Origin of the sequence: Ruegeria sp. A3M17 (assembly GCF_003318255.1) — a bacterium.
In the GTDB taxonomy this organism is placed as follows: domain Bacteria; phylum Pseudomonadota; class Alphaproteobacteria; order Rhodobacterales; family Rhodobacteraceae; genus Ruegeria.
Genome location: NZ_QOCF01000008.1, coordinates 68,580 through 89,388, shown reverse-complemented (window position 1 = coordinate 89,388; position 20,809 = coordinate 68,580). Strand labels below are relative to the sequence as shown.

20 protein-coding genes are annotated in these 20,809 nt (G+C 58.3%); 12 read left to right on the top strand and 8 right to left on the bottom strand.

The window, feature by feature from the left end; genetic code table 11:
• Positions 1–83: 83 nt before the first annotated feature.
• Positions 84–2,267, bottom strand: a complete 2,184-nt coding sequence (locus DS906_RS05380; protein WP_113789184.1) for an esterase-like activity of phytase family protein — start codon at positions 2,265–2,267, stop codon at positions 84–86.
• 128 nt (positions 2,268–2,395) lie between these two features.
• Positions 2,396–3,871 carry an NAD-dependent succinate-semialdehyde dehydrogenase gene (locus DS906_RS05375; protein WP_113789183.1) on the bottom strand — a complete coding sequence of 492 codons (1,476 nt, stop codon included), beginning with the start codon at positions 3,869–3,871 and terminating at the stop codon, positions 2,396–2,398.
• A 283-nt stretch (positions 3,872–4,154) separates the two neighbouring features.
• On the opposite strand from DS906_RS05375, the gene DS906_RS05370 reads away from it, so the two are divergent.
• From DS906_RS05370 to DS906_RS05335, 7 genes are all read left to right on the top strand, one after another.
• A complete protein-coding gene (locus tag DS906_RS05370; protein ID WP_113789182.1) occupies positions 4,155–5,234 on the top strand; it encodes a hypothetical protein in 1,080 nt (359 codons plus the stop codon).
• 277 nt (positions 5,235–5,511) lie between these two features.
• Positions 5,512–6,630: a hypothetical protein gene (locus tag DS906_RS05360; protein WP_113789180.1), complete on the top strand. Its 1,119-nt coding sequence runs from the start codon at positions 5,512–5,514 to the stop codon at positions 6,628–6,630.
• 53 nt (positions 6,631–6,683) lie between these two features.
• A complete protein-coding gene (locus DS906_RS05355) occupies positions 6,684–8,615 on the top strand; it encodes an ATP-binding protein (protein ID WP_113789179.1) in 1,932 nt (643 codons plus the stop codon).
• A complete protein-coding gene (locus DS906_RS05350) occupies positions 8,612–9,070 on the top strand; it encodes a hypothetical protein (protein WP_113789178.1) in 459 nt (152 codons plus the stop codon). The genes DS906_RS05355 and DS906_RS05350 overlap by 4 nt, the downstream gene beginning before the upstream one ends.
• Entirely contained in the window at positions 9,067–10,404 is a 1,338-nt protein-coding gene (locus DS906_RS05345; protein ID WP_113789177.1) for a DUF6638 family protein, read from the top strand. Before DS906_RS05350 ends, DS906_RS05345 begins: the two co-directional genes overlap by 4 nt.
• Positions 10,405–10,671: a hypothetical protein gene (locus DS906_RS05340; protein ID WP_113789176.1), complete on the top strand. Its 267-nt coding sequence runs from the start codon at positions 10,405–10,407 to the stop codon at positions 10,669–10,671.
• 11 nt (positions 10,672–10,682) lie between these two features.
• Positions 10,683–11,327, top strand: coding sequence for a DUF1523 family protein (locus tag DS906_RS05335; RefSeq protein ID WP_113789175.1), 645 nt, complete (start codon positions 10,683–10,685; stop codon positions 11,325–11,327).
• Positions 11,328–11,389: 62 nt separating this feature from the next.
• On the opposite strand, the gene DS906_RS05330 is transcribed toward DS906_RS05335, so the two are convergent.
• The 6 genes from DS906_RS05330 to DS906_RS05305 all read right to left on the bottom strand — a co-directional run bounded on the left by DS906_RS05330 (position 11,390) and on the right by DS906_RS05305 (position 18,629).
• Positions 11,390–12,484 (bottom strand): flagellar basal body P-ring protein FlgI, encoded by a 1,095-nt coding sequence (locus tag DS906_RS05330; RefSeq protein WP_113789174.1) that lies wholly within the window; start codon positions 12,482–12,484, stop codon positions 11,390–11,392.
• Positions 12,481–13,488: a flagellin gene (locus tag DS906_RS05325; protein ID WP_113789246.1), complete on the bottom strand. Its 1,008-nt coding sequence runs from the start codon at positions 13,486–13,488 to the stop codon at positions 12,481–12,483. The genes DS906_RS05330 and DS906_RS05325 overlap by 4 nt, the downstream gene beginning before the upstream one ends.
• 2 nt (positions 13,489–13,490) lie before the next feature.
• Positions 13,491–14,942, bottom strand: a complete 1,452-nt coding sequence (gene flgK / locus DS906_RS05320; protein ID WP_113789173.1) for a flagellar hook-associated protein FlgK — start codon at positions 14,940–14,942, stop codon at positions 13,491–13,493.
• 34 nt (positions 14,943–14,976) lie between these two features.
• Complete coding sequence (locus DS906_RS05315) at positions 14,977–16,272, bottom strand: flagellar hook protein FlgE (protein ID WP_199528485.1); 1,296 nt, start codon at positions 16,270–16,272, stop codon at positions 14,977–14,979.
• 98 nt (positions 16,273–16,370) lie between these two features.
• Positions 16,371–17,207 carry a flagellar motor protein MotB gene (locus tag DS906_RS05310; RefSeq protein WP_113789172.1) on the bottom strand — a complete coding sequence of 279 codons (837 nt, stop codon included), beginning with the start codon at positions 17,205–17,207 and terminating at the stop codon, positions 16,371–16,373.
• An 87-nt stretch (positions 17,208–17,294) separates the two neighbouring features.
• Positions 17,295–18,629, bottom strand: a complete 1,335-nt coding sequence (locus DS906_RS05305; protein ID WP_113789171.1) for a FliI/YscN family ATPase — start codon at positions 18,627–18,629, stop codon at positions 17,295–17,297.
• 86 nt (positions 18,630–18,715) lie between these two features.
• On the opposite strand from DS906_RS05305, the gene DS906_RS05300 reads away from it, so the two are divergent.
• The 5 genes from DS906_RS05300 to DS906_RS05280 are packed head-to-tail and all read left to right on the top strand — an operon-like array spanning position 18,716 to position 20,791.
• Positions 18,716–19,102, top strand: a complete 387-nt coding sequence (locus DS906_RS05300) for a FlgB family protein (RefSeq protein ID WP_113789244.1) — start codon at positions 18,716–18,718, stop codon at positions 19,100–19,102.
• Positions 19,103–19,115: 13 nt separating this feature from the next.
• Entirely contained in the window at positions 19,116–19,502 is a 387-nt protein-coding gene (gene flgC / locus DS906_RS05295; protein WP_113789170.1) for a flagellar basal body rod protein FlgC, read from the top strand.
• A gap of 11 nt (positions 19,503–19,513) precedes the next feature.
• Positions 19,514–19,804 carry a flagellar hook-basal body complex protein FliE gene (fliE, locus tag DS906_RS05290; RefSeq protein WP_113789169.1) on the top strand — a complete coding sequence of 97 codons (291 nt, stop codon included), beginning with the start codon at positions 19,514–19,516 and terminating at the stop codon, positions 19,802–19,804.
• Positions 19,805–19,808: 4 nt separating this feature from the next.
• Entirely contained in the window at positions 19,809–20,081 is a 273-nt protein-coding gene (locus DS906_RS05285) for a flagellar biosynthetic protein FliQ (RefSeq protein WP_113789168.1), read from the top strand.
• The gene (locus DS906_RS05280; RefSeq protein ID WP_113789167.1) at positions 20,081–20,791 is read left to right on the top strand and encodes a flagellar hook-basal body complex protein; all 711 of its coding nucleotides are present in this window, start codon (positions 20,081–20,083) and stop codon (positions 20,789–20,791) included. The genes DS906_RS05285 and DS906_RS05280 overlap by 1 nt, the downstream gene beginning before the upstream one ends.
• Positions 20,792–20,809 lie beyond the last annotated feature (18 nt).

Here is a 20,809-nt window from a genome sequence, read left to right as displayed (position 1 = left end):
GCGAGGCCACCTTGGGCTGGGAAATTCTCGCGTAATGAAGCCCCGCACCTATGCACGGGGCCTTCCTGCATATTGCGGGCTGCTCAATTCCCAGCAGTCACCGACCCAATCGACCAGAACATAGTCTCGCCGGAGGCGTCGTCGACTCCGTCATTGTCGGTCATCACAAACGCCTCGCCCGAGGGCAGGATGGCCAGGCCTTCGATCTTGTCCAGAACGTAACCGCCGGTTGAGGTCAGGCCGGGCAGCAGGTCGCGGACCTCTTGCTTGCTGACCACGGGCAGGAGGTCGCCCAGCGGGGCCGGGGTCATGTCAGACAACGGTATGCGGTAGACCTTTTTGGTCACGGCGCGGTGGTCGTGCTGATTGTCACGCTCGATGACATAGACGTGGTCGCCAAAGGCCACGATTTCCGACAGACCGACCCAGCCCTTTTCCGGGTCCGCTTTGGGATAGTGCACCGCGCCCCATTCCTTGGTCTCAAGGTTGTAGGCCACCAGTTTCACGTGGTTTTCAGGGTCGTCCTTCCATTCGCGCTGAACGGCCATCCACAGGGTGTTGCCAACGCGGGTGATGCCCTCAAACCCAAAGCGTTTTTCGACGGCCATAAGCTCAGGTGGCAGGCCGATCTCGCCTTTGCGGTCCTTGATCAGGCCATCAGCGGACACGTGGTAAATCGCATGCGGGATAACACGGTCGGTGCGGCCTTCGGAGGCGACGTAGAACCCGCCTTTACCGTCCAGCGTGATGCCCTCCAGATCCAGTTTTTGCGCTGGGTTGCCGTCCTGACGGTGGATGCGGATCACATCCACAATGCGGGCGGGTTTCTGGCTGGGGTCGATCTTGAAAATCGAGGGTTGGAAGCCGTAAAAACTGTCGTTGACCGCATAGATCATACCGCCCTCATCTGCCACCAGACCGGACAGCGCGCCCCAGCCGATCAGCTCATCCGCCCCCGCGGACGTCAATTGCGGATAGGTGGCCGGGGCGTCCTGATATTCGTAGATCATCACATGCGCGCGCGGTCCACCGTCTTCGATCAGGTCCTTTTCATTGGCCGAGATCAGCAGGTTACGTTCCGGGATCGCAACATAACCTTCGGGACCAACGCCTGAAGGCAGCAGCTGTTCCAGAACCGGGTTGGTTGGGTCGGTGGCGTCATAGACACCCACGACCGAGGCGCGCTCGGCCCCTACAAAGATCATTGGTGTGTCACCAAAGGTCGCTGCGGTCACACTTTCAGGCTCAACACCTTTGCTGTCCGAGCGTTTGTCGGGGTAGTGACCGATCTGGATGATGGCCTTCTCAAACTCGGTACCGTTTTCGTAAACAACGGTGCCGTCCTTGTGGAAGATCGTCCAGCCGCGCGAACCGCCCTGATAGTCGCCTTCGTTGGCGGTGGCGAAATGGGTGTCGTCGATCCATTTCACCGCGTCTGGTTCGCGCAGACGGCCCAGTTTACTTTCGGTGAAGATCAGCGCGCCGCGCTCATCCGTGGCGTCTATGCCTTCCAGATCCACGCTGCCTGCCGAGAAATGGCTGACCACGTTGCCATCCTTGTCGACAACCGCGATGTGGTTGTTTTCCTGCAAGGTGATGACGGTTTCACCCAGGGTGTTGATGTCGACAAACTCTGGCTCGGGATCAGTGGGGGCAACGTGGGCCAGCCCTGTCAGCGAGGCCATCTTCATGCCCGCACAATCCAGTGCGCCGTCTTTCAACGGCACCAGCGCCAGTGTCCCGGCGGGCAGCTGCGGGAGGACCCCGTCGTTCATGTCTTCGTCACGCTCATTCTCGATGGCTACGGAAACAAAGCTGCCATCCGGGGCAATCGCGACACTGTCGGGCTGACCACCCAGATCACAGGCACCGGTTTCGGCCTTGCCCGCAATATCGACCGAGATCAGCCTGCCCGAAGGGGCAGTATAGCTTTCCGATGTGTTCACGCCCACAAAAGCCGTCGCACCAACAATCGCCACGGATGTCGGCTCACCACCCACGTCCATCGTGCCCAGCGGCGCGGGGTTCGCTGGGTTGGTGATGTCGACCATGCCAATCATACCCAGTGGGCTGTCGGTATAGACCAGCGTCATGCCATCAGCAGTCGTTGCGATGATCTCGGGCGAGGTTTCGCGGGTGGCATCCGCCCCCTCGGCCATGTTTTTGACGACGGGGAAAGACGCAATTCGGTTGAAATTCATTTCTGCCACAGCCTGACCGGCGGTCAGGGCAAGGGCAGATGTCAGGCAGACACAGTGCAATGACATCGGGTGGTATCCTCTCTCACTTGGATGAGAGGGGGATGAACGCGGGTCATTGCAGGGATGTGACGGTTTGTTTGCAGTTTTGTGACAAACGTAATGGCCCCGGCACGCAGCACCGGGGCCTTTTCAGATCAGACCGACAGGCAGACGTATTTCATCTCAAGATAGTCTTCCAAACCGTGGTGGCTGCCTTCGCGGCCCAGGCCGGACTGCTTAACGCCGCCAAACGGGCCCAGCTCGGTCGAGATGATGCCTGTGTTGACGCCGACGATGCCGTATTCCAGAGCCTCGGCCACTTTGTACACGCGGCTGAGGTCCTTGGCGTAGAAGTAAGACGCCAGACCAAAGATCGTGTCGTTGGCCATCGCGATCACGTCGTCTTCGTCTTCGAACTTGAACAGGGGCGCCAGTGGGCCAAAGGTCTCATCCTGCGCCACCATCATGTCCTGCGTCACGCCGGTTACAATGGTTGGCTGGAAGAAGGTGCCGCCCAGATCGTGTGGCTGACCACCGGTCAGAACCGCGCCGCCCTTGTCGGTGACGTCTTTGATGTGCTCTTCGACCTTGATCACTGCTTCGGCGTTGATCAGCGGGCCGGTTGTCGTGCCCTCAGCCAGACCATCACCGATTTTCAGCGCCTCGACAGCGGCTTTCAGTTTGGCCGCGAATTCATCGTACACGCCCGCCTGCACATAGATGCGGTTGGCGCAGACACAGGTCTGGCCGTTGTTGCGGAACTTGCACATCATTGCGCCTTCGACAGCCGCATCCAGATCTGCATCGTCGAACACGATGAATGGCGCGTTGCCTCCCAGTTCCATCGAGCATTTCATGACCTGATCAGCGGCTTGTTTCAGCAGGATGCGACCCACTTCGGTCGAGCCGGTGAAGGTCAGCTTGCGCACGCCGGGGTTTTCGCAGAATTCCTTGCCAATCTCGCTGGAGCTGGAGGACGGCAATACGTTGAACACGCCCGCAGGGATACCGGCCTGTTCGGCCAGAACGCCCATAACCAATGCGGACAGCGGTGTTTCCTTGGCCGGGCGCGCAACAAAGGCGCAGCCCGCCGCCAGCGCCGGAGCGGCCTTGCGGGTGATCATCGCATTGGGGAAGTTCCACGGCGTGATCGAGGCCGCAACACCGATCGGCTGTTTCAGCACCATGATCCGCTTGTCGCGCTGATGGCCCGGGATCGTCTCGCCATAAACGCGCTTGGCCTCTTCGCCGAAGAACTCGATGAACGACGCGCCATAGCCGATCTCACCAACGGCCTCGGCCAGCGGCTTGCCTTGCTCGGCGGTCAGGATCTTGCCCAGATCTTCGGCGTTTTCCATCATCAGGTCGTACCAGCGACGCAGAATCACGGCGCGTTCCTTGCCGGTCAGCTTGGCCCATTCCTTTTGCGCAGCCTCAGCTTGTGCGATCGCGCCGGCGACCTGCGCGCGGCTCAGGTCTGCGACTTCGGCTACGACGTCGCCGCGCGCAGGGTTGGTCACGGCAAAGGTGCCATTGTCCCCGTCGACCCACTGACCGCCGATATAGGCTTTGGTTACAAGCAGATCGGGGTTTTTCAGGATTGATTTCAGGTCGGTTGTCGCGTCCAGCATGGGTCAGCCTCCGGCAATAAAAATTTGTTAGCACTCAAACATGTGCCTCCCGGATTGTCTATGGCCACCCGTGGGGTCAGATCAATCCAGTTTTCGTATGGTAAACGTGACGTTTTTTGCCTACCGGGGCGCATTCATGCGATCTGAGGTCAAAGTGTCAACCCGCCTATCTTTTTTTCGCGGAGTTTGCCAAAGTTCCACAGGATTGGATGCCCAAGGGGATGTAAATGATCGTAACATCTCCTATCTTGTTGGGTGCATAATTAAAAAAGGAATAGGACAGATGTCGAACCAGCAGTTTGATGCGTTGATTGAGGAAACGCAGCAAAAAGTGCGCGAAAGCCAGTCTCAGATCGAAGGGCTGACATCCCGGATCGAAGCCGCGCGTTCTAAGATCGGCTCTGCCGAGGCCGACATCGACATCGAAAACGCCACGCTTGAGGATGTTCACGCCCATACCGAGGTGATGAACGCCAATATCGCCGAGCTGATCATGGGTCTGGACGACGTCACCAGCGCCTTTTCCAAGGACTTCGACGAGATGCGCTCGAAATCCGGGTGGGAGACGTTTGTCGGCATCTTCTCCAAGGGCAAATCCGAGTCGATGCGGCAGGAACGCATGCGCACCGCCAATATCGACGACAAGCTGCAGGACCTGATCGCCAAATCCGACGTTATCGTTCAATTGCTGCAAGGGCAGCTATCCGTGTTGGAAGAACAGCGCGTGAAGGTCGAGGAAAACCTGACCGGCACGCTGGACGACCGCGAGGCGACGGTGGCCGAACTGGAGGCTTTGCGGGCTGAAATTCAGGGCATGGACCCGACGATTATCACTCTGGAGAACAAAATCAGCGTCGAACAGGACGCGGCCGCGCGGACCCAATTGGAAACCGAACTGGCCGAGCTGAACAAGCAATACAATGCCAAGGTTCAGGAAGAGCAGGTCAAGCTGGCCAAAAGCCAAACGCTCGAACGCTATATCGAAAAGGGCAAGACCTGGGTTGATTCACTGCAGAACCAGGCGGCGACGCAGATGGTATTGATCAACAAGCTGCAGACAGACACGCAGCAGCGCGTGGTGCTGTATGACGCCCTGACCAAATCGCTGAAAACTGCGCAGCAGCAGGACGTGGCCCACCGCATCAACGAGATCGGCGTGCAGACGGACCAGGAGGCGCAGACCGCCATGGCCGCCATCGGCACCGCGACCAACCAGAAGATGGCCGACATGCTTGAGGCGCATGAGGACCACATGGTCTTTGCCCGCGACGTGCTGGAGAAAAAGGCCAAGGCGGATGAACGCTTTGCCCGCCGGTTTGCCTCGATTGTCGAGAAGCACGATAAGAATTTGTATGGGGGTTGAGCTAATCGGCGAGATTTGACGTGACGAAAGACGTATTCATTCTGCTCCTCAAGCTGCTAGCGATGTTCGGGTGCATAGTTGGAGCGATGCTTTTCGTATTTTTCGTAACTCAAAGGTTTTTGAGTGAAAACGATTTCCTCTTCCAGCTAGTGGGCATATCCGTTGTACTCGGTAGTTTTTGGCTACTTCTGTATTCGCTGAGGATGCTCAAAGAAGAAATGCTGAAAATCGAAAAGAAACATCGTCCATGGCTTTTCGATAGGTTTGGGAACCGTTTATGAGTGACCCCACCCAAGACCACGTCGGCCTGACTGACACTTTCGCCTCTCGCCGGTACTTCCGCAAATTCGAGGTGATCACTGTCCATCTCCTGCGCGTGGCCGCGACGATGGAGGCGGAGGGCGCGATCAGCAAACAAGAGGTGCGGATCGTGTCGCGCTACCTTTCAGGGCTGCTCTACACCTTCCGCGCGCTCAGCATGAAATACTTGCTGGTCGGGCGCGATACGGGGCGGTTCTTTGGCAGTCTCGCCATGGACAAGCGCGACAGCGGGTTTCCGGTGGCGGCCGAGTTGCTGACCATGGCCAATGACGCGCAACAGGCGCAGGTGCATCTGGCGAATATGCCCTCTGAAGATGACCTGAAAACCGACATGGTCCGCACCATCATCGGCGATCAGGAAATTCCCACCAAGCTGCAATTCGCGCTATCCCAAAGGCTCTATTACGAGGAATTGCTGAAAGGTCAGCTGTTCTGGGCCCGCAATGATCCGGAATGTCACTGGATCGGAAATGAAGGCGAGCGGCGCAAGTTCATGGTCCACTGGGCGGTTTATGACAGTCAGATCAACCTGCCGGTCATCTATTTGATGCAGTTGGAGGACAGCGGCAAAACCGCTCTGCCCAAAGACCAACGCCGCTGGCCAGAAGTGCAGGCGCATCTGATGGCGCAAAGCTTAGGCGGGCTGAAACTGGTGACCATCGCCAAAGGGTTCGATCAGGACTTCGACGACCTGCACCCCAAACACCTGCGCCGCATCCACGTAGGTCCGATGTATTCCTCGGCCTACACCGAGCAAACCGGCCCGTTGCGGCAGGTTCTTGAGGACGCACAGGCACCGCAAGGTCAGGACTGGGCACTGGCTTGGACCACAGAAGAGTTGGAAAGCGAAGAGGTGATCGAAGAGCGTGCCGGGTGGTTTTCCACAGTCGAGCGCGAGGTCTTCGCGCTCGACCCGTTCGGCGGGCAGGGGGCCGAAACCGGGGCCACCCGTACTCAGAGGTCGATCATTCTGCCCCAGCGCCCGTTTCAGGTGCTGGCTGAGCGTAACCCGCCGGGATTTGGGGATGTGCGCAAATTCGTGGTCAGCAAAGCCGGGCAGGTGTTGCTCTATTAGTTTGGCCTCCGGCGGGAGTGTTTTTGAAAAGATGAAGCAAGGGCGGTTTTGAAATGAGTTTGACGTCAGATCAGATGGAATTGCGCGAAGACGACATTCGCAAACACTATCCAGCGGCGACCGCCTTGCTGAACGGGTTTGAACACGCGCCGCGGATAGCCAAAGCGGTTGAGGTGGCGACCGAGCGGTCCCCGGGCGTTTCCACTGGACGGCGGTTTCGGTCGACGACGCCGGGGCTGGTGACACGCCGAACCGCGCGCGCAGCCGGAGTGCATCTGATCGAACGGATCGAGGCCTCGGATGATGGCGATGTGTTGGTCTCGCCGCCTCAGGCGACCACGCAGCAGGCCATCCGCCGTGCCATTGCCATCGCCTTGGCTGTGGCTGAGACCTATGCGGAACAGACCTCGCTGGCTGATCTGAAACGCGCGAACTTGGCCGGGGACTTGCCCGCCGCGCGCAAGACCGAATTCTCGGAACTTCTGACGGCGGAGGCTCTGATCACCTCGCACACCTTCGGAAATGCGCTGGCTTATCTGATGTCCTCGCATCTGGGTGAAACCACCGTTGATATTGGTGAGATCGAAGAGGTTCTGACCGATAACGGCCAGCTCGCCCTGCACGGCGCGCTGTGGGAACTGGACCAGACGCTGGCCAAACATGCCCCCGACGATGCCCACCTGATTGCCGCCACCAGCGCCTATGCCGAGCAACTGATGGAAAAGGCCGCGCTGCGCGCGCAATCCGCAGGCCATCTGGCCCCGTTCCAGAACGCCGCATGGCACATCGAGGCTGATGATCTGACGATCCGGGGTTTTGAGCCCGCCTCCAAAGCCAAATCCACCACCCTCACCATGACGTTCAAGAAACCGAATGAGGTGGTCGGCAACCATATCGCCAAGTACCAGGCGATGAAGCTGGCCAAGATGGTGATGGCCTATGACTTCGACCGCCGCCTGAACCCGTTTGCGGAACTCGGCGGGTTCATCTTTACCTTCATGGGCGACGGCAAACCGGGCACTGGTAAAACCACCCTGATCCAGATGATGGCCGGGCTGATCAACGATTACTGCAAGAACGCGGGTTATCCGTTCCGTTATCAGAACCTGAGCACCGACAACATCGACAGCTATCAGGGCAAATCTGGCCAGAATGCTAAGGCGTTTATTGATACGATCCTTGACCCCTCGGTTATCGGCTTTGGTACCATCGACGATATCGACCAGCTGGCGGGTAAACGCGGCGATCGGCAGTCGTCAGCCGGTCAGCTAGAAATCACCGCCGTGCTGATGGAGAGCTTTGCGGGTGCCAACACCGTCGTGCGTGGCAACTGCACCTTTGGCATGTTCTCGAACTACCCAGAGAATGTGGACGACGCCCTGCGCCAGCGGGCGGGCGCTCGGTTCCTGGTCGACGGGCCGCAAACGCGCGAGGATTACATCGACATCCTGCACCTGCTGATGGGCCGCAACCACGACGTCCCGCTGGGCGAACACGAAGCCTATGCCGCGCAGGAGATCAAAAAGGCTGTCGCCGCCAGTTTCGAAAGCCACTCGCGCCCGCATGAGGACGCTCTGCTGCAGGTCTATGACCGGGTGTCCGGCGATATCGGCCAGATGGATACGATTGCCAAGATGGGCACCTACCTCAAGGCGATCCAACAGGCGGATGAGCGGTTCACCGGCCGCGCGATCAAGAACATCACCGACGCCGTCAAGGTCCGCGCGATGGATTTCGAACTGCCCGACGAGTGGATGGAGAACCCCGACCTGTTCCTGTTCCGCGACTACGACACCAAGAAAGCCATGATCGAGGACCTGCGCCAGCCGATCACGGTCGAGATGGTGATCCAGGAGATCAACCGCTACGCCGACAGCGAGTTCCGCTATGCCGACAAGAGCGACGAGGTCGCCATCGAGAACGCCGTCCGCGAGATGGGCCGGATGGAAGAAGCCAAGCGACGGTATTTGGAGGGGAAGGGGTGATCGACGGTCTGGGATTTTTTGTGTTCGCCATTTCCAGCATGGCGGTGTCCTGCCTTGTTGGCTGGCGTACAGGAAAAACAGGTTCAGAAAAACTAAACCGACTTAGGCTTCGCGCAGTATTGAATACTGTGGCGTTGTTTTTCACAGTCGTCCCCCTCGTCCCAGTAGCGATATCAATCGTTTTGACCGGAGGTGTAGAAAGCTTAGACTACTTTCTAAGCATGGGGGCACTTTCCATATTCATTGTTCTTGTTGGTGTGATGTCCGGAATTGTTGGTCTCTGGGCAATATTGGTCTTGAGTGTCTTGTTTTGTCTGGCAACGCTTTCAATCAGTCGCCGTAGTTCTGGTAGCGGTGAATTGCTTTCTAAAGGTCAATTTGTCCGACTGGCCCAACAGGAAGAGTTTCTCTGGAACGTTGAGGAAAAGAGCGCCGGACAGAAAGGATGCCAATGATCCGCCTCATCGAAAAAGGCCTGATGTTTGGCAATCTCGTCCACATCTCCAGCCCGGCTCTGGTCGAGCGCTATAACCGCGCGCTGCAGCATCTGGCAGGCAAGACCACGGCGCTGACGGATTTCCATGTCGATATCTCGGGCTATTCGCCGGAGGTGGGGATTGAGCTGGAGGATGAGCTTTACCTCAACCCCAACGGGGTCAACCGGCAGTTCATCCTGCTGACGACCGAACAGAAACGCGCGCCTTTGCTGAACGTCAAATTCTCGACCTCGCGCGATATCCTGCGCGAATTCATCGAGATGAACGAGGCGCAGCTGTTCGCTCTGACAGCGACCGATGCAGTGGCCGGAGAGCTGGTGAACTCGGTCATCAAACTCACCACACCGCGCGATCTGCTGAACCTGCGCAAGATCGAGATTGAGGCCGACACCGCAGGCGGCACCCTGCGCAAGGCACAGCAACTGGCGGGCATGGTCGAGCGCTTCAAAACCGAAGAAGACGCCTGGTTCGATGATGTGCTGATCGCCAAGATGATCGAAACGGCCAAGGAAACCGGCGACGTCACCCGCAACCCCGTCCGCCTACGTCATACTGCGTTCGAGCAGCGCAATTTCTGGACGGCGCATTTCGGCGGGCTCTACCTGTTCCCCGATCTGGATCATCCGGCGGCGATCTGCATGGGCGAAAAGCCCGACGATATGCCGATCAAATACGTTTTTGAACCGTCGCAGCGGAACCAGATTGCCAAGTTCCTGGGGCTAAACGGCTTGGTCGAAACGATCATCGAGGCGCGCGGCGTGAATTCCGCCGCGATCTTGCAGCAAAAAATGGACTTTCTGACCGTGGATGCCGCTGCCGATGCAGGCGTTGACCTGACAGGGTTGGATCGCGGTGACATGCGACGGTTGGCGCGAAACCACGCGGATCGTCTGCCCGAGGCTTATAACGGTTTGGCGCAGCTGTTGCGCTGGGCGAAGGATGGCGGACCGTGGCCGCGTATCACCTCGGATCACCCGGCCTATTTCTATACGCTGCGGGCGACCAACACACCGAACCGCGATCTGGTGAACATGTTATTGGCGGAACTGGCCCCGTTGGACCCGCGTCAGGTGTTCATTTGCCATAAGGAACTGTTCTACCGCACCTATGCGACTTGGCCCGAGGCCAAAAAAGCCTATGTTGCCGACTTCCTTGCGCGCGAGTATCAGGTGGATAAGGCTGGCGCCCGGGCCGCACTATTCGGCCACGAACCGGATATGAGCGGCAATGACCGGGTCAGCGAAGACATCATCGCACGCGTCGGCCCTTGGGGCGCAGTAGGGAGAAGTTAAATGTTCGTCGCACTGCGTTTTTTGATCCCGTTGCTGGTCGTTCTGACGGTCATTTATGTGGGCGTATCAATCTATTCTCGCCGGGTGCGACGTGGCAAACTGATCGCCCATTGGGAGAAAAAGGGAATGACCGGCGACCGCGATGCATTTGTCCAGCGCGGGCTAAAAAAATACGACGGATCATTTCGACGCAAACTGATCCTTGGGATTTACGTGGTGCCGCTGGGCCTGATCGCAATCCTGATTTATGTTACGAACTTCATGTGAGGGTTTCGCTGATGCGTTACGTCAAATGGGCTATCATCATCCTGTTTTGGGGCACAATTGCGGCGGTGTTGAATTACACCCTTCCGCAGCACGATGTGGTTCGGATTTCGGATACCTATGAGAAACGGATCGACCCTGGTGAGAACAGCATCTTCTGGTCTGTTCATGACGTTGGCAGTGATGCGACAACGCCAAACCGCGATGTGTTTTTCATTCAGACCCGCAAGACCAACGGCAAGGTCATGGTGTATCGGAACGAAGACACGGGCTGGGGCTGGCCGCCCTATTTCAAGCTGAATTCGTCGAACCTGCAAGCCGAAGCGGCGGACCAGAAATCGACGACCGAGGCGCCCCGTTGGGTTGTCGTACGCCATTACGGCTGGCGCAGTGAGTTCCTGTCGATTTTCCCGAATGCAGTGAAGATCTGGGCAGTCGACAGTCCTGACGTTCGAATTATTCCCTGGTTCAATATCATTTTCCTGACCGTTTTCTTCGCGATTGTTTGGGCCCTTTGGGTCCGCTGGCGCCGGTTTCGTGAGGCGCGGGTCGATCCCGTGATCGAGAATATGGAAGATGGCATTTATGCCGCCGGCGACGCCATAGAAGAGCAGGGCAGCAGGTTCCGAAAGTGGCTGAACAGTTGGAAATCCAAATAAGTTTTGGAGGGGCCGTTTGGCACCTCGGCCAGTCTTGGCAGTGACCTGCTGATCGGAGTTCCTCAGCGTACAATAAATTCGGCGTGCAACGCTCCGGCGGCTTTGATCGTCTTCAGAATGTCGATCATGTCCCGGGGCGACACCCCAAGCGCGTTCAGACCTGCGACGACTTCGGACAGGGTTGCCGCTTCGGGTATTTCAGCCAGCCCGGTGCCTTCCTCTTCTTCTATTCCCGCGATTGTTCTGGGCACCACAACGGTCTCGCCGCGTGCGAACGGGTTGGGTTGAACCGCAATCGGCGCCTCTTCGACCGTCAGCGTAAGATTGCCCTGCGAGACCGCCACGCGGGATATCCGCACTTCCTGCCCCATCACAATCGTGCCCGAACGCTGATCGACCACGACGCGGGCCTTGGTTTCGGGTTGGACCAGAATGTTCTCGATCCGCCCAAGCGCGTGGGCGGTCGAAATTGCCTGCGTTGCCGCTATGTTCAGCTCCACCGTCCCGGAATCGCGCATGATGGCCACTGCGCTGTTGAACTCGGTATTAATGGCAAGCTCGATCCTGCCTGCCGTAGTAAAGTCAGGCTCTCGCAAAGCAAGGCGCATCTGGGTAAGCGCCGAAAGTTCAAAGTCTATCTCTCTCTCCACCCTTGCCCCGGACGGGATCACACCAGATGTAGGAACGCCCTGCACCACCGAGGCGGCCTCTCCCTCAGCCGACACGCCGCCTGCCAAAACGGTGCCTTGCGCAACTGCGTATATTTGCCCGTCGGCGGCGTTCAATGGCGTCATGATCAGCGTACCGCCCAGCAGACTTTTGGAATCCCCGATGGCAGAGACCGTCACGTCGATCTGCCCTCCAACGCGCGAAAAGGGCGGTAGGCTTGATGTCACCAGAACGGCGGCCACGTTTTTGGGGCGGAAATCCTCGCCGTTGACGTTGACGCCCAACCTTTCGAGAATGTTGGACATGATCTCTTCGGTAAAGGGCGAATTCCTGAGCCCGTCACCGGTTCCATTCAGCCCCACAACCAGACCATAGCCGACCAGATCGTTTCCGCGAACCCCGTCGAAATCCACCAGATCTTTCAGTCGGATTGCGCCGGCAGAGGTCAGGCCAGGAAGCAACATCAGAAGAAAAACAAGAACTCTCATCTCAGGAAATGCACCAGCGACAGGTTCGCATTGCGAACGGTGACCGAATACAGGCTTTCCAGTTGGAACTGTACGGTTTGCAACTGAGTGGCGGTTTCATAAGGATCCGCGGCGATCAACGTGCTTCGACTGCTTTGCAGGCTAGTCCGCGCCGCATTATTTCGCGTTTGCGCCTGTTCGATTCGGGCTTCGGTCGCGCCGACATCGGCGCGCAGCCCCACCAATTGATCCTTGGCGTTGACCAGATCGACGCCCAATTGTTTGAACAAGGCCGTTCTTTGTTGCATCGGGACATTCAGACCGCTGTCCGCGACCACGGCTGCGACTGCGACGTCGCGAAGTGCGGCTTTGATGGCTGGGTCGGTCGCTGTCACAGGAATTGAAACGCTTTCATTCTCGGATATCTGCATGGGGGCCAGTTTTGTGCCGGATCCCTGATAAATTACCGCATCGAACCCGGTAGGATCGTTGAACCAATCCTCTGCCCTCTGCCGGATGTCCGCGACAGTGGCTGCTCCCGTCAACTCGACCTCTAGCGCGGTGATCAGCGTGTCAGCGGACGGAAGCGGAGAGACATCCGTTGCGGTGCCCGAGTAAAGGCTGCGCCCCCCGGCACGCGTGTTCAAAGCGGATACGATCGCGTCCAGTTCGTTTTTGGCCTGAGCGGATGCGTTTTCATGGGTCACCGCCTGATTTGAGGTGCCAAAGGACAGAAGTGAGGCGGTAATCCCCTCAACAGCGCCGGCAACTGTGTTCAGGCTCAGCTGCATCGCATCCGTGAACAACCCGGCTTCGGCGGTCGATACTTTGAACGCCTCCAGTCTGGACAGGCTGCGATCCAGATCCAGCAGGTGAGAATAATCGCCGTCCAGATGGCCGGACAGGTCCTGAACCCGTCCGGATGACAATTCGTAGGACAGTGTTTCAATCTGGTTTTTGATTTCGGTCGACCTGGTTCTCAGCGTCAATCCGCGCGCCAAATCACCTATGGATGTCAAATTCATCGTCATAACCTCAGCAGAGTGTCCATCATCTCATCCACGGTCGAGATGAGCCGCGCATTCGCGGCATATGTCTTTTCGATCTGCATCAGATTTTGCAGTTCGGCGTCAGTATCCACGCCGCGTTCGGCTTCGATCTTGGCCATTTCCAGCTGCGAGTGCTTGGCGAATGTCATGCGTCCCTCGGCGGCATGGGCATTTGCTCCGGCTTTAGACAGCAGCGCTTCGGTAATCTCCGCGGCACGCATGTTGCCGGTGCCATAGAGGCCCCCGGCAACGGGGCGGGCATCGTTCAGGATCGCGCCAAAGGCTCTCAGCTGCGTTGCATCGCCCGGATTTCCCGGAATGGCGGCGCCGAGGCCCGTCCGCAACTTCCAGCTGTCACCACCAGCATCGGGGTCCACCGCCACGTTCAAGCGTATGCGCGAAGCCAATCCGATTGCCGCAGTCGCGTCGTAGCGATTGCCATCATCGGTGAACACGCCGGGATCAGTTGCCGCGACGGTCGGATCAAGACCGGCGGTCTCGAACCGTTCGATCAGGTCTTGGGCGGCGGTGTCCAAGTGTACTTGAGCCTCAACCGCCAGTTCATCACGAATTTCGAACTGAGCCGCCAGCGCCCCGCCCCTAAGCTGCGCACTATTGCCGCCGGTGCGCACAGGCTGCCCGTTCATTTCAAGCCCGGACAGCAGGCTGTTGGCAATTGTCATGTGCGGCTTGGTTTCGCCGGTAGTCGTAAAACTGAATTCTGCTGCCTGCCCCTCTAAAAGGATCAGGCCGCCGTCTGAATATAACGACACACGGTTGTTATCCCGCGCTACGACATTGACCGACATCAGCTCGTTCACTTGATCAATCAATACCTGGCGCTGATCCAGCAGAGCGTTGATATCGCCGCCAGAATTCTTGATGCTGGGGATCTTGTTGTTCAGGTTTTCGATATCCTGCAAGGACTGGTTCAGGCGGTTAACCTGCATGCCGATGGTCCGGTCTGCGTCCGACCGCGCCCGACGCAAACCCTCGGATGCCGCGTTAAGGCTGTCCGCCAAATCCCGGGCAGCGCGGGCCGCCTGATCCAGCCGCACTTTGGAATCGGGCAGGCTGGCGGCCGTTGTCATGCTGTTCTCAAAATCAGTCAACCGAGACGCGAAGGATTTGGGGTCATCAACCGAACCCACGGCCTTTTCAAAACGCGTGTAGAACTCTGAGATTGCGCTTGTACCGGCAAGATTTGCGTCGGAATCGCGCCGGTTGGCGATCAGGGCCGGGTCCTGATGGCGCGTCACACCGACGGTGCGCACGCCATTGCCTGAGATCGGACTTGTTGCCAATTCCAGCGAGCGACGTGCATAACCCGGTGTCAGGGCATTGGCGATATTGCCCGAGACAACCGCGGCCCCGCGGCTTGCGGCGGTCAGACCGCCCAACGCATTGTTCAATGCTGTCGTCATGTTCATCGGACAGGTCCTTTCTCTAGCTCAAAGCCCTGCATCAACGTTTGATGTTTGTCGTTTCCTGAAGCATCTCGTCGACTGTCTGGATAACCTTGGCGCTAGAAGAAAAAGCCCGTTGCGTCTGGATCATCGAGGTCAGTTCAGTTGCGACATCGGTCGTGGATTCCTCACGCGCAAAGGATACCAGATCGCCGGTCGGCCCATCGCCCGCGTTCCACAGGAAGAACGTTCCACTATCGCGGGACGGGGCGTAAGTTTGGTTGTCCAGCGCCGTTAACCCATTAGGATTGGGAACATCGACAAGCGGTATCTGGTACACGCGCCGGCTGACACCGCTGTCGTATTGCGCGTAGACATATCCGTTTTCATCCACCTTTACACCGGTCATCGTTGCAACCGGGGCACCGTCGCGTGTGATCGACACCGGGGCAAACGTATCAGACAGCTGCGTAATCCCATTTTTGTCGCCGATCTGACCGATATTGATCTCCATCGGTCCGCCATCCACGTTCACCACAAAACTGCCATTTGCCGGATCGTAAGCGCCGCCCGAAATGGCCGTGACGCTGGCTAGTGTCCCGCCCGCGGTTCGGCTGTCGGTAAAGGTCAGGCGGTACTCACCGATCACCGCACCGCCCGATGCGGTATCGCGCAACGTCATGGTCCATTCATTGCTGGAACCTGTTCCGGGCACGGTCGGGACCAGTTCAATGTTTACGGACTCTGATTTTCCGAGATTATCAAAATACTCGACCGACAAAGGCTGTGCATCACCCGGCGCGCCCGCATCTGTCGCCGTGGCCGGAAGGTTCATTCGAAGGTTCATGCTTGTGGTCGGCGAGCCGGTCAATTGATTGACGCTGAGTTTGACGGGTTCCAGCGCAGCTGGCGTATCCCTTGGCACATTGGGGATCGATCCGTCCGGATCGGCGGGCCAACCCAACAAAACAAGTCCGGATTGCGTGACTAAATGGCCCTGCTCATTGGTGCGGAACGAACCGGTTGTGGTTAGCAACATCTCGTTCGAGTTGGATGCAACCTGAGAGCTGGGCCGCACGGGCAGCAGGCCACGGCCGCGCACCGCCAAATCGGTTGAATTATTTGTCGTCACCAGCGATCCGCGCTGGTCGATCATGCGCTGACTTGTGGTTCTGACACCGCCTGCCGAATAGCTTCCCCCCTGACCGGACGTGACCATCGAGTGAAAGTCGGTCTCGACCCGCTTGTAGCCAAAGGTGGACGAATTGGCGATGTTGTCAGAGATGGTCGCCAGACGGTTCGCGTTGGCCTTCAAAGCGGCCACACCGGCATTCAGCGAAGAGGAAATTGTCATTGGCACGCCCTTCTGTTGCGTCAAAACGTGATGCAACAGCTAACGTACTGGCCCTTAACAGCACGCTAACAGGTAAAATGCGTTCTATCCTTTGGGGTCTAGTGCGTGCGCAGAAAAATGATCTCGATCCGGTTGTTGCGAACTGCCATCGGGTTTTTGGTCGTCAGTTCGCGGTCCGCGTGGCCCGTGACCCGATCCAGCCTTTCGGCGGCCAGACCCTTGCCCTGCAACATCTGGCGCACGGTCTGAGCGCGAGTCGTCGACAAATCCCAGGCCGGGTTTTGCGCCAGAACGACCGGCGAGGCACGCACATGTCCTTCGACAGCAATGGAGTTCTGCACCAGGTCCGAAGATCGCGCCACCAGCAAGGCGAGCGCGCGCATCATGGCAGTGGGCTTGTCGGTTCCCGATTCGAACAGCGGTTGATCCTCTGTATCGAACAGCTCGACAACCAGGCCTTCGTCAGTGACGCGCGTGACGATATGCTTCCGGACCTTGTCCGAAACCAGACTTTCGCCCATGCGTCCCAGAAGCTCGGCTTCGAGTGTCGAAAAATCCTCGGTGGTCTCTTTGCCGCCGTCTGCGTTCACGCCAGCCGATCCGCGTGCCTGCCGGGCGACCGTCGGGCTTTTCTGGCTGGCGCCCGAACCATCCATCACCATGGATTTTTCCGAGAACATGTTATTGCCGCCAAAGGCGCCGTCACCGCCGCCAGACACCGGATTCACGGGAATCGTTGGCGAGAAATAGTCCGCCAGCCCTTTGCGTTGTTTTTCCGTCGTTGCATTCAGCAGCCACATCAACATGAAGAACGCCATCATGGCCGTGACAAAGTCGGCATACGCAACTTTCCACGCGCCACCGTGGTGACCTTCGCCACCGGACACACGTTTCTTCTTGATGATGATTGGCGCCGCATTGGATTGCGCACCCATCTCCACTACCTTTTTATCACCCGCTACCGGGGTAGCAGCGCAGGTCTTAAGGCGGGCTTAACGTTTAAAACTGTCGCGATATCGCTGCTACACCAAGGCGGCTCCGGCGCGGCGCAGGATCAGTTGCAGGCGGTCAAAGCTGTTTTTGATTCCATCTGCTTCGGGCTTGGCGAAAAAGGCGTCCAGTTCATCATGCACGCGCACGGCCTGATCCAACAGCGGATCGGCGCCCTCGGAATAGAGCCCGGCTTTGATCATCACCTCGGACTGTTCATAGCTGCCAACCAGTCGGCGGGCTTGCGAGATCAACTGGTTTTCTTCTTCAGTGGCCGCACCGGGAAGGCTGCGTGAGACAGAGCGGCTGAGGTCGATCGCCGGAAACCGGCCACGCTCGGAAATCTCGCGGCTCAGGACGATATGGCCGTCCAGAACACCGCGCAGGATATCGGTTATGGGTTCATCCATGTCCGATCCTGCGACCAAAACACTGAACACGGCCGTGATGTCGCCCTGCTCGCCGGTGCCTGGACCCGCGCGCTCGCAAAGCCCTGCAATCAATGGGGTCACCGAAGGTGGAAACCCGCGCAGCGACGGTTGTTCGCCTGTAGTAACGGCAATCTCGCGATGCGCTTCGGCAAAACGGGTGACGGAATCGGCCAGGAACAGGACATTCAGGCCCCGGTCGCGCAGGTATTCCGCCACCGACATCGCGGACCAGGCACAACGGCGGCGCGCAAGGGCGGATTGATCAGACGTTGCGGCCACCACGACCGACCGCTTCATCCCTTCGGCACCCAACGCGTGTTCGACAAACTCGTTCACTTCGCGCCCACGCTCACCGACCATCGCGACGACAACCACATCCGCCTGCATCGACCGCGCCAGCGTTGCAAGCAGCGTGGACTTTCCCACGCCAGAGCCGGCGAACAGTCCAATGCGCTGACCCTGAACGATGGGCAGCATAGTGTTCAGCATCGCAAGACCAGTCTCCATCCGTTGGCCCAAAGGTTTGCGATCGACCGCAGGTGGCGGGGCTTGCATTATGTCCTGCTCCTGAACTCCAGACAGTAGCGGTTTTCCGTCCAATGGATTGCCAAACGGGTCGACCACCCGTCCCAACCAGTGCATTCCCGGCGCAAAGGCTGGTGTTTGGTTCAGAATCACTCTGTCACCAAGGCAGACCCCGTCCGGTGCGGCGGCGGGCAGCATGTGAAGCAGATCCGATTCGACATGCAATATCTCGCCTGCCAGATCCGGCCCATTGCGTCGGCGTAAGGTCACATGATCCCCGATCCGCGCATGCGCTGCGAGGCCTTCAACCTCTATGACCCCGCGCGCTACGCTGGCCACATGCCCCATATGGCGTGTGGCGGTCAGGCGGTCGAATTCACATTTCAATAGCATTGGGTCGAGATCGGACATCGTGGGTTCTCCAACGGTTTCTGAAAACGGTTTTTAAAGGAATCGGGGTTAAGCCTTGATTGAAATTGATCGAGGGAGAAGCCCCGATGTTCTCTGACCTGAACGTCTTTAAGACTGCGTACGCAATGGCAACCCATGCCGGGCAACGGCAATCCGTCATTGCGCGCAACATAGCCAACGCGGATACGCCGGGCTACCAGCCTCGCGATATCGAGTCCTTTCAAAAAACATTCGAAAGCTCGGGTCGTGAGGTCGCCATGACTGCTACACGGGTGGGTCACCTCAATGGTATTGGGGGCCCAAAACCCTGGGCTGAGATTGAAGCCACCCCTTCGGGTGACCCAAACGGCAATGGCGTTTCCGTCGAGGAAGAGATGCTAAAGGGCGTTGAGGTCAAGCGTCAGCATGACCGCGCCCTGGCGATCTACAAATCTTCAATGAACATTCTGCGCAGCAGCGTCGGCCGGGCATAAGGGGGGCCGTAGGATGAGTGACTTTTCCCATTCTCTGACCGCCTCTGCCAGCGCCTTGCGCGCGCAGGCCGCGCGTTTGCGCCATGTGTCCGAAAACATCTCGAACGCGGACACACCGGGTTATCGTCGCAAGACAGTCCCGTTTGAGGCTGTGAACAAAGACGGCAACGAAAAGGTGCAGGCAGGGCGGATCAAGCTGGACCGCCGCGCGCTGTCGCGCATCTATGACCCAAGCCATCCGATGGCCGATGACACAGGCCATTTTCGCGGCTCGAACGTCGATTTGATGATCGAGATTGCCGACGCCCGCGAGGCGCAACGCAGTTACGAAGCCAACCTCAAGATGTTCGATCAGACACGTCAGATGTCGTCGAGCCTGATGGACCTTCTTAGAAAATAAAGGACACCAGAATGGATATCCGAGCAATAAATGCGGCCCAGAGTTACGCGGGCGCGCGCCCGGCGACGCAAGCTGATCCAGACCATGCCGGAATGGCCCAGGGGCTGCGGGCAGGGTTTCAGGACTTTGCCGCGACGCTGAAACAGTCCGAGCAGATGTCACAGGCTGCGATGACAGGACAAGCCGATCCGCATGCCTTGGTTCAGGCGCTGGCGCAGACAGAACTGGCTGTGGAAACAGCTGTGATCGTGCGCAACAAGGTGGTCGAGGCCTATCAGGAAATCCTGCGGATGCCGGTCTGACGCAATGCTCAGCGAAGGCCTGTTCTATGACATCGTGCGTCAGGCGCTGTGGGTCGCGGTCATCACCTCGGTTCCGATCCTGGCGGTGGCGCTGGTTTCGGGCCTGATCGTTGGCCTGTTCCAGGCGCTGACCTCGGTGCAGGAGATGACGCTGACCTTCGTGCCCAAACTGATCGCCATCGTCATCGTGTTCTGGATTTCCATGGGATTCATGGCCCAGACGCTGGTCACGTTTTTCACCGGGACACTTATCCCATTAATCGCAGGAGGTCGCTGATGGATACCGCCTATGTCACCCTGTCCCGGCAATCGGGTCTGATGAACGAAATGCGGCTGGTGGCGAACAACATCGCCAATGCCAACACCACTGGCTACCGCGCGCAAGGTTTGGTGTTCTCGGAATTCGTCCGCGACATGCCCGGAAACCCGTCCCTGTCCATGAGCCGTGCTGAAGTGCGCAATACTTCGCTGCAGCAAGGCGTGCTGACCGAAACCGGAGGGCAGTTCGATTTTGCCATCGAAGGGGATGGGTTCTTTATGGTCGAAACCCCGGCGGGCAATCGGCTGACCCGGGCAGGTGCTTTCTCGTCCAGTGCGGACGGGGATCTGGTGACCATGGATGGGCACCGCGTGCTGGACAGCAATGGCGCGCCCGTTTTTATCCCGCCGGACGCGGCATCCATTGATGTCGGCAGCGACGGCACGCTGAGTGTCGACGGGCAATTGCTGGGCCAGATCGGGGTTTACCGCGTTTCCGATCCCAACTCGCTGATGCGTGAAGGCAGCACGCAGTTCCGGGCCGAGGGTGACATTGAAACAGTCGAAGAACCCTTGGTCATTCACCGTTTTCTCGAAGGATCGAATGTGAATGCCATCGCGCAGGTCTCGCGCATGGTCGAAATTCAGCGCGCCTATGAATTGGGTCAGAGCTTTCTGGAGGCTGAAGACGAACGGGTGCGCGGCGCGCTCAAGGCGCTGATGCGCTGATTTGAACAAGGAGAATTT

Bases quoted from the DNA above. Each gene is read 5' to 3' on its own strand.
- DS906_RS05380 (WP_113789184.1), bottom strand. From the start codon at position 2,267: ATGTCATTGCACTGTGTCTGCCTGACATCTGCCCTTGCCCTGACCGCC.
- DS906_RS05375 (WP_113789183.1), bottom strand. From the start codon at position 3,871: ATGCTGGACGCGACAACCGACCTGAAATCAATCCTGAAAAACCCCGAT.
- DS906_RS05370 (WP_113789182.1), top strand. From the start codon at position 4,155: ATGTCGAACCAGCAGTTTGATGCGTTGATTGAGGAAACGCAGCAAAAA.
- DS906_RS05360 (WP_113789180.1), top strand. From the start codon at position 5,512: ATGAGTGACCCCACCCAAGACCACGTCGGCCTGACTGACACTTTCGCC.
- DS906_RS05355 (WP_113789179.1), top strand. From the start codon at position 6,684: ATGAGTTTGACGTCAGATCAGATGGAATTGCGCGAAGACGACATTCGC.
- DS906_RS05345 (WP_113789177.1), top strand. From the start codon at position 9,067: ATGATCCGCCTCATCGAAAAAGGCCTGATGTTTGGCAATCTCGTCCAC.
- DS906_RS05340 (WP_113789176.1), top strand. From the start codon at position 10,405: ATGTTCGTCGCACTGCGTTTTTTGATCCCGTTGCTGGTCGTTCTGACG.
- DS906_RS05335 (WP_113789175.1), top strand. From the start codon at position 10,683: ATGCGTTACGTCAAATGGGCTATCATCATCCTGTTTTGGGGCACAATT.
- DS906_RS05330 (WP_113789174.1), bottom strand. From the start codon at position 12,484: ATGAGAGTTCTTGTTTTTCTTCTGATGTTGCTTCCTGGCCTGACCTCT.
- DS906_RS05325 (WP_113789246.1), bottom strand. From the start codon at position 13,488: ATGAATTTGACATCCATAGGTGATTTGGCGCGCGGATTGACGCTGAGA.
- flgK (WP_113789173.1), bottom strand. From the start codon at position 14,942: ATGAACATGACGACAGCATTGAACAATGCGTTGGGCGGTCTGACCGCC.
- DS906_RS05315 (WP_199528485.1), bottom strand. From the start codon at position 16,272: ATGACAATTTCCTCTTCGCTGAATGCCGGTGTGGCCGCTTTGAAGGCC.
- DS906_RS05310 (WP_113789172.1), bottom strand. From the start codon at position 17,207: ATGGGTGCGCAATCCAATGCGGCGCCAATCATCATCAAGAAGAAACGT.
- DS906_RS05305 (WP_113789171.1), bottom strand. From the start codon at position 18,629: ATGTCCGATCTCGACCCAATGCTATTGAAATGTGAATTCGACCGCCTG.
- DS906_RS05300 (WP_113789244.1), top strand. From the start codon at position 18,716: ATGTTCTCTGACCTGAACGTCTTTAAGACTGCGTACGCAATGGCAACC.
- flgC (WP_113789170.1), top strand. From the start codon at position 19,116: ATGAGTGACTTTTCCCATTCTCTGACCGCCTCTGCCAGCGCCTTGCGC.
- fliE (WP_113789169.1), top strand. From the start codon at position 19,514: ATGGATATCCGAGCAATAAATGCGGCCCAGAGTTACGCGGGCGCGCGC.
- DS906_RS05285 (WP_113789168.1), top strand. From the start codon at position 19,809: ATGCTCAGCGAAGGCCTGTTCTATGACATCGTGCGTCAGGCGCTGTGG.
- DS906_RS05280 (WP_113789167.1), top strand. From the start codon at position 20,081: ATGGATACCGCCTATGTCACCCTGTCCCGGCAATCGGGTCTGATGAAC.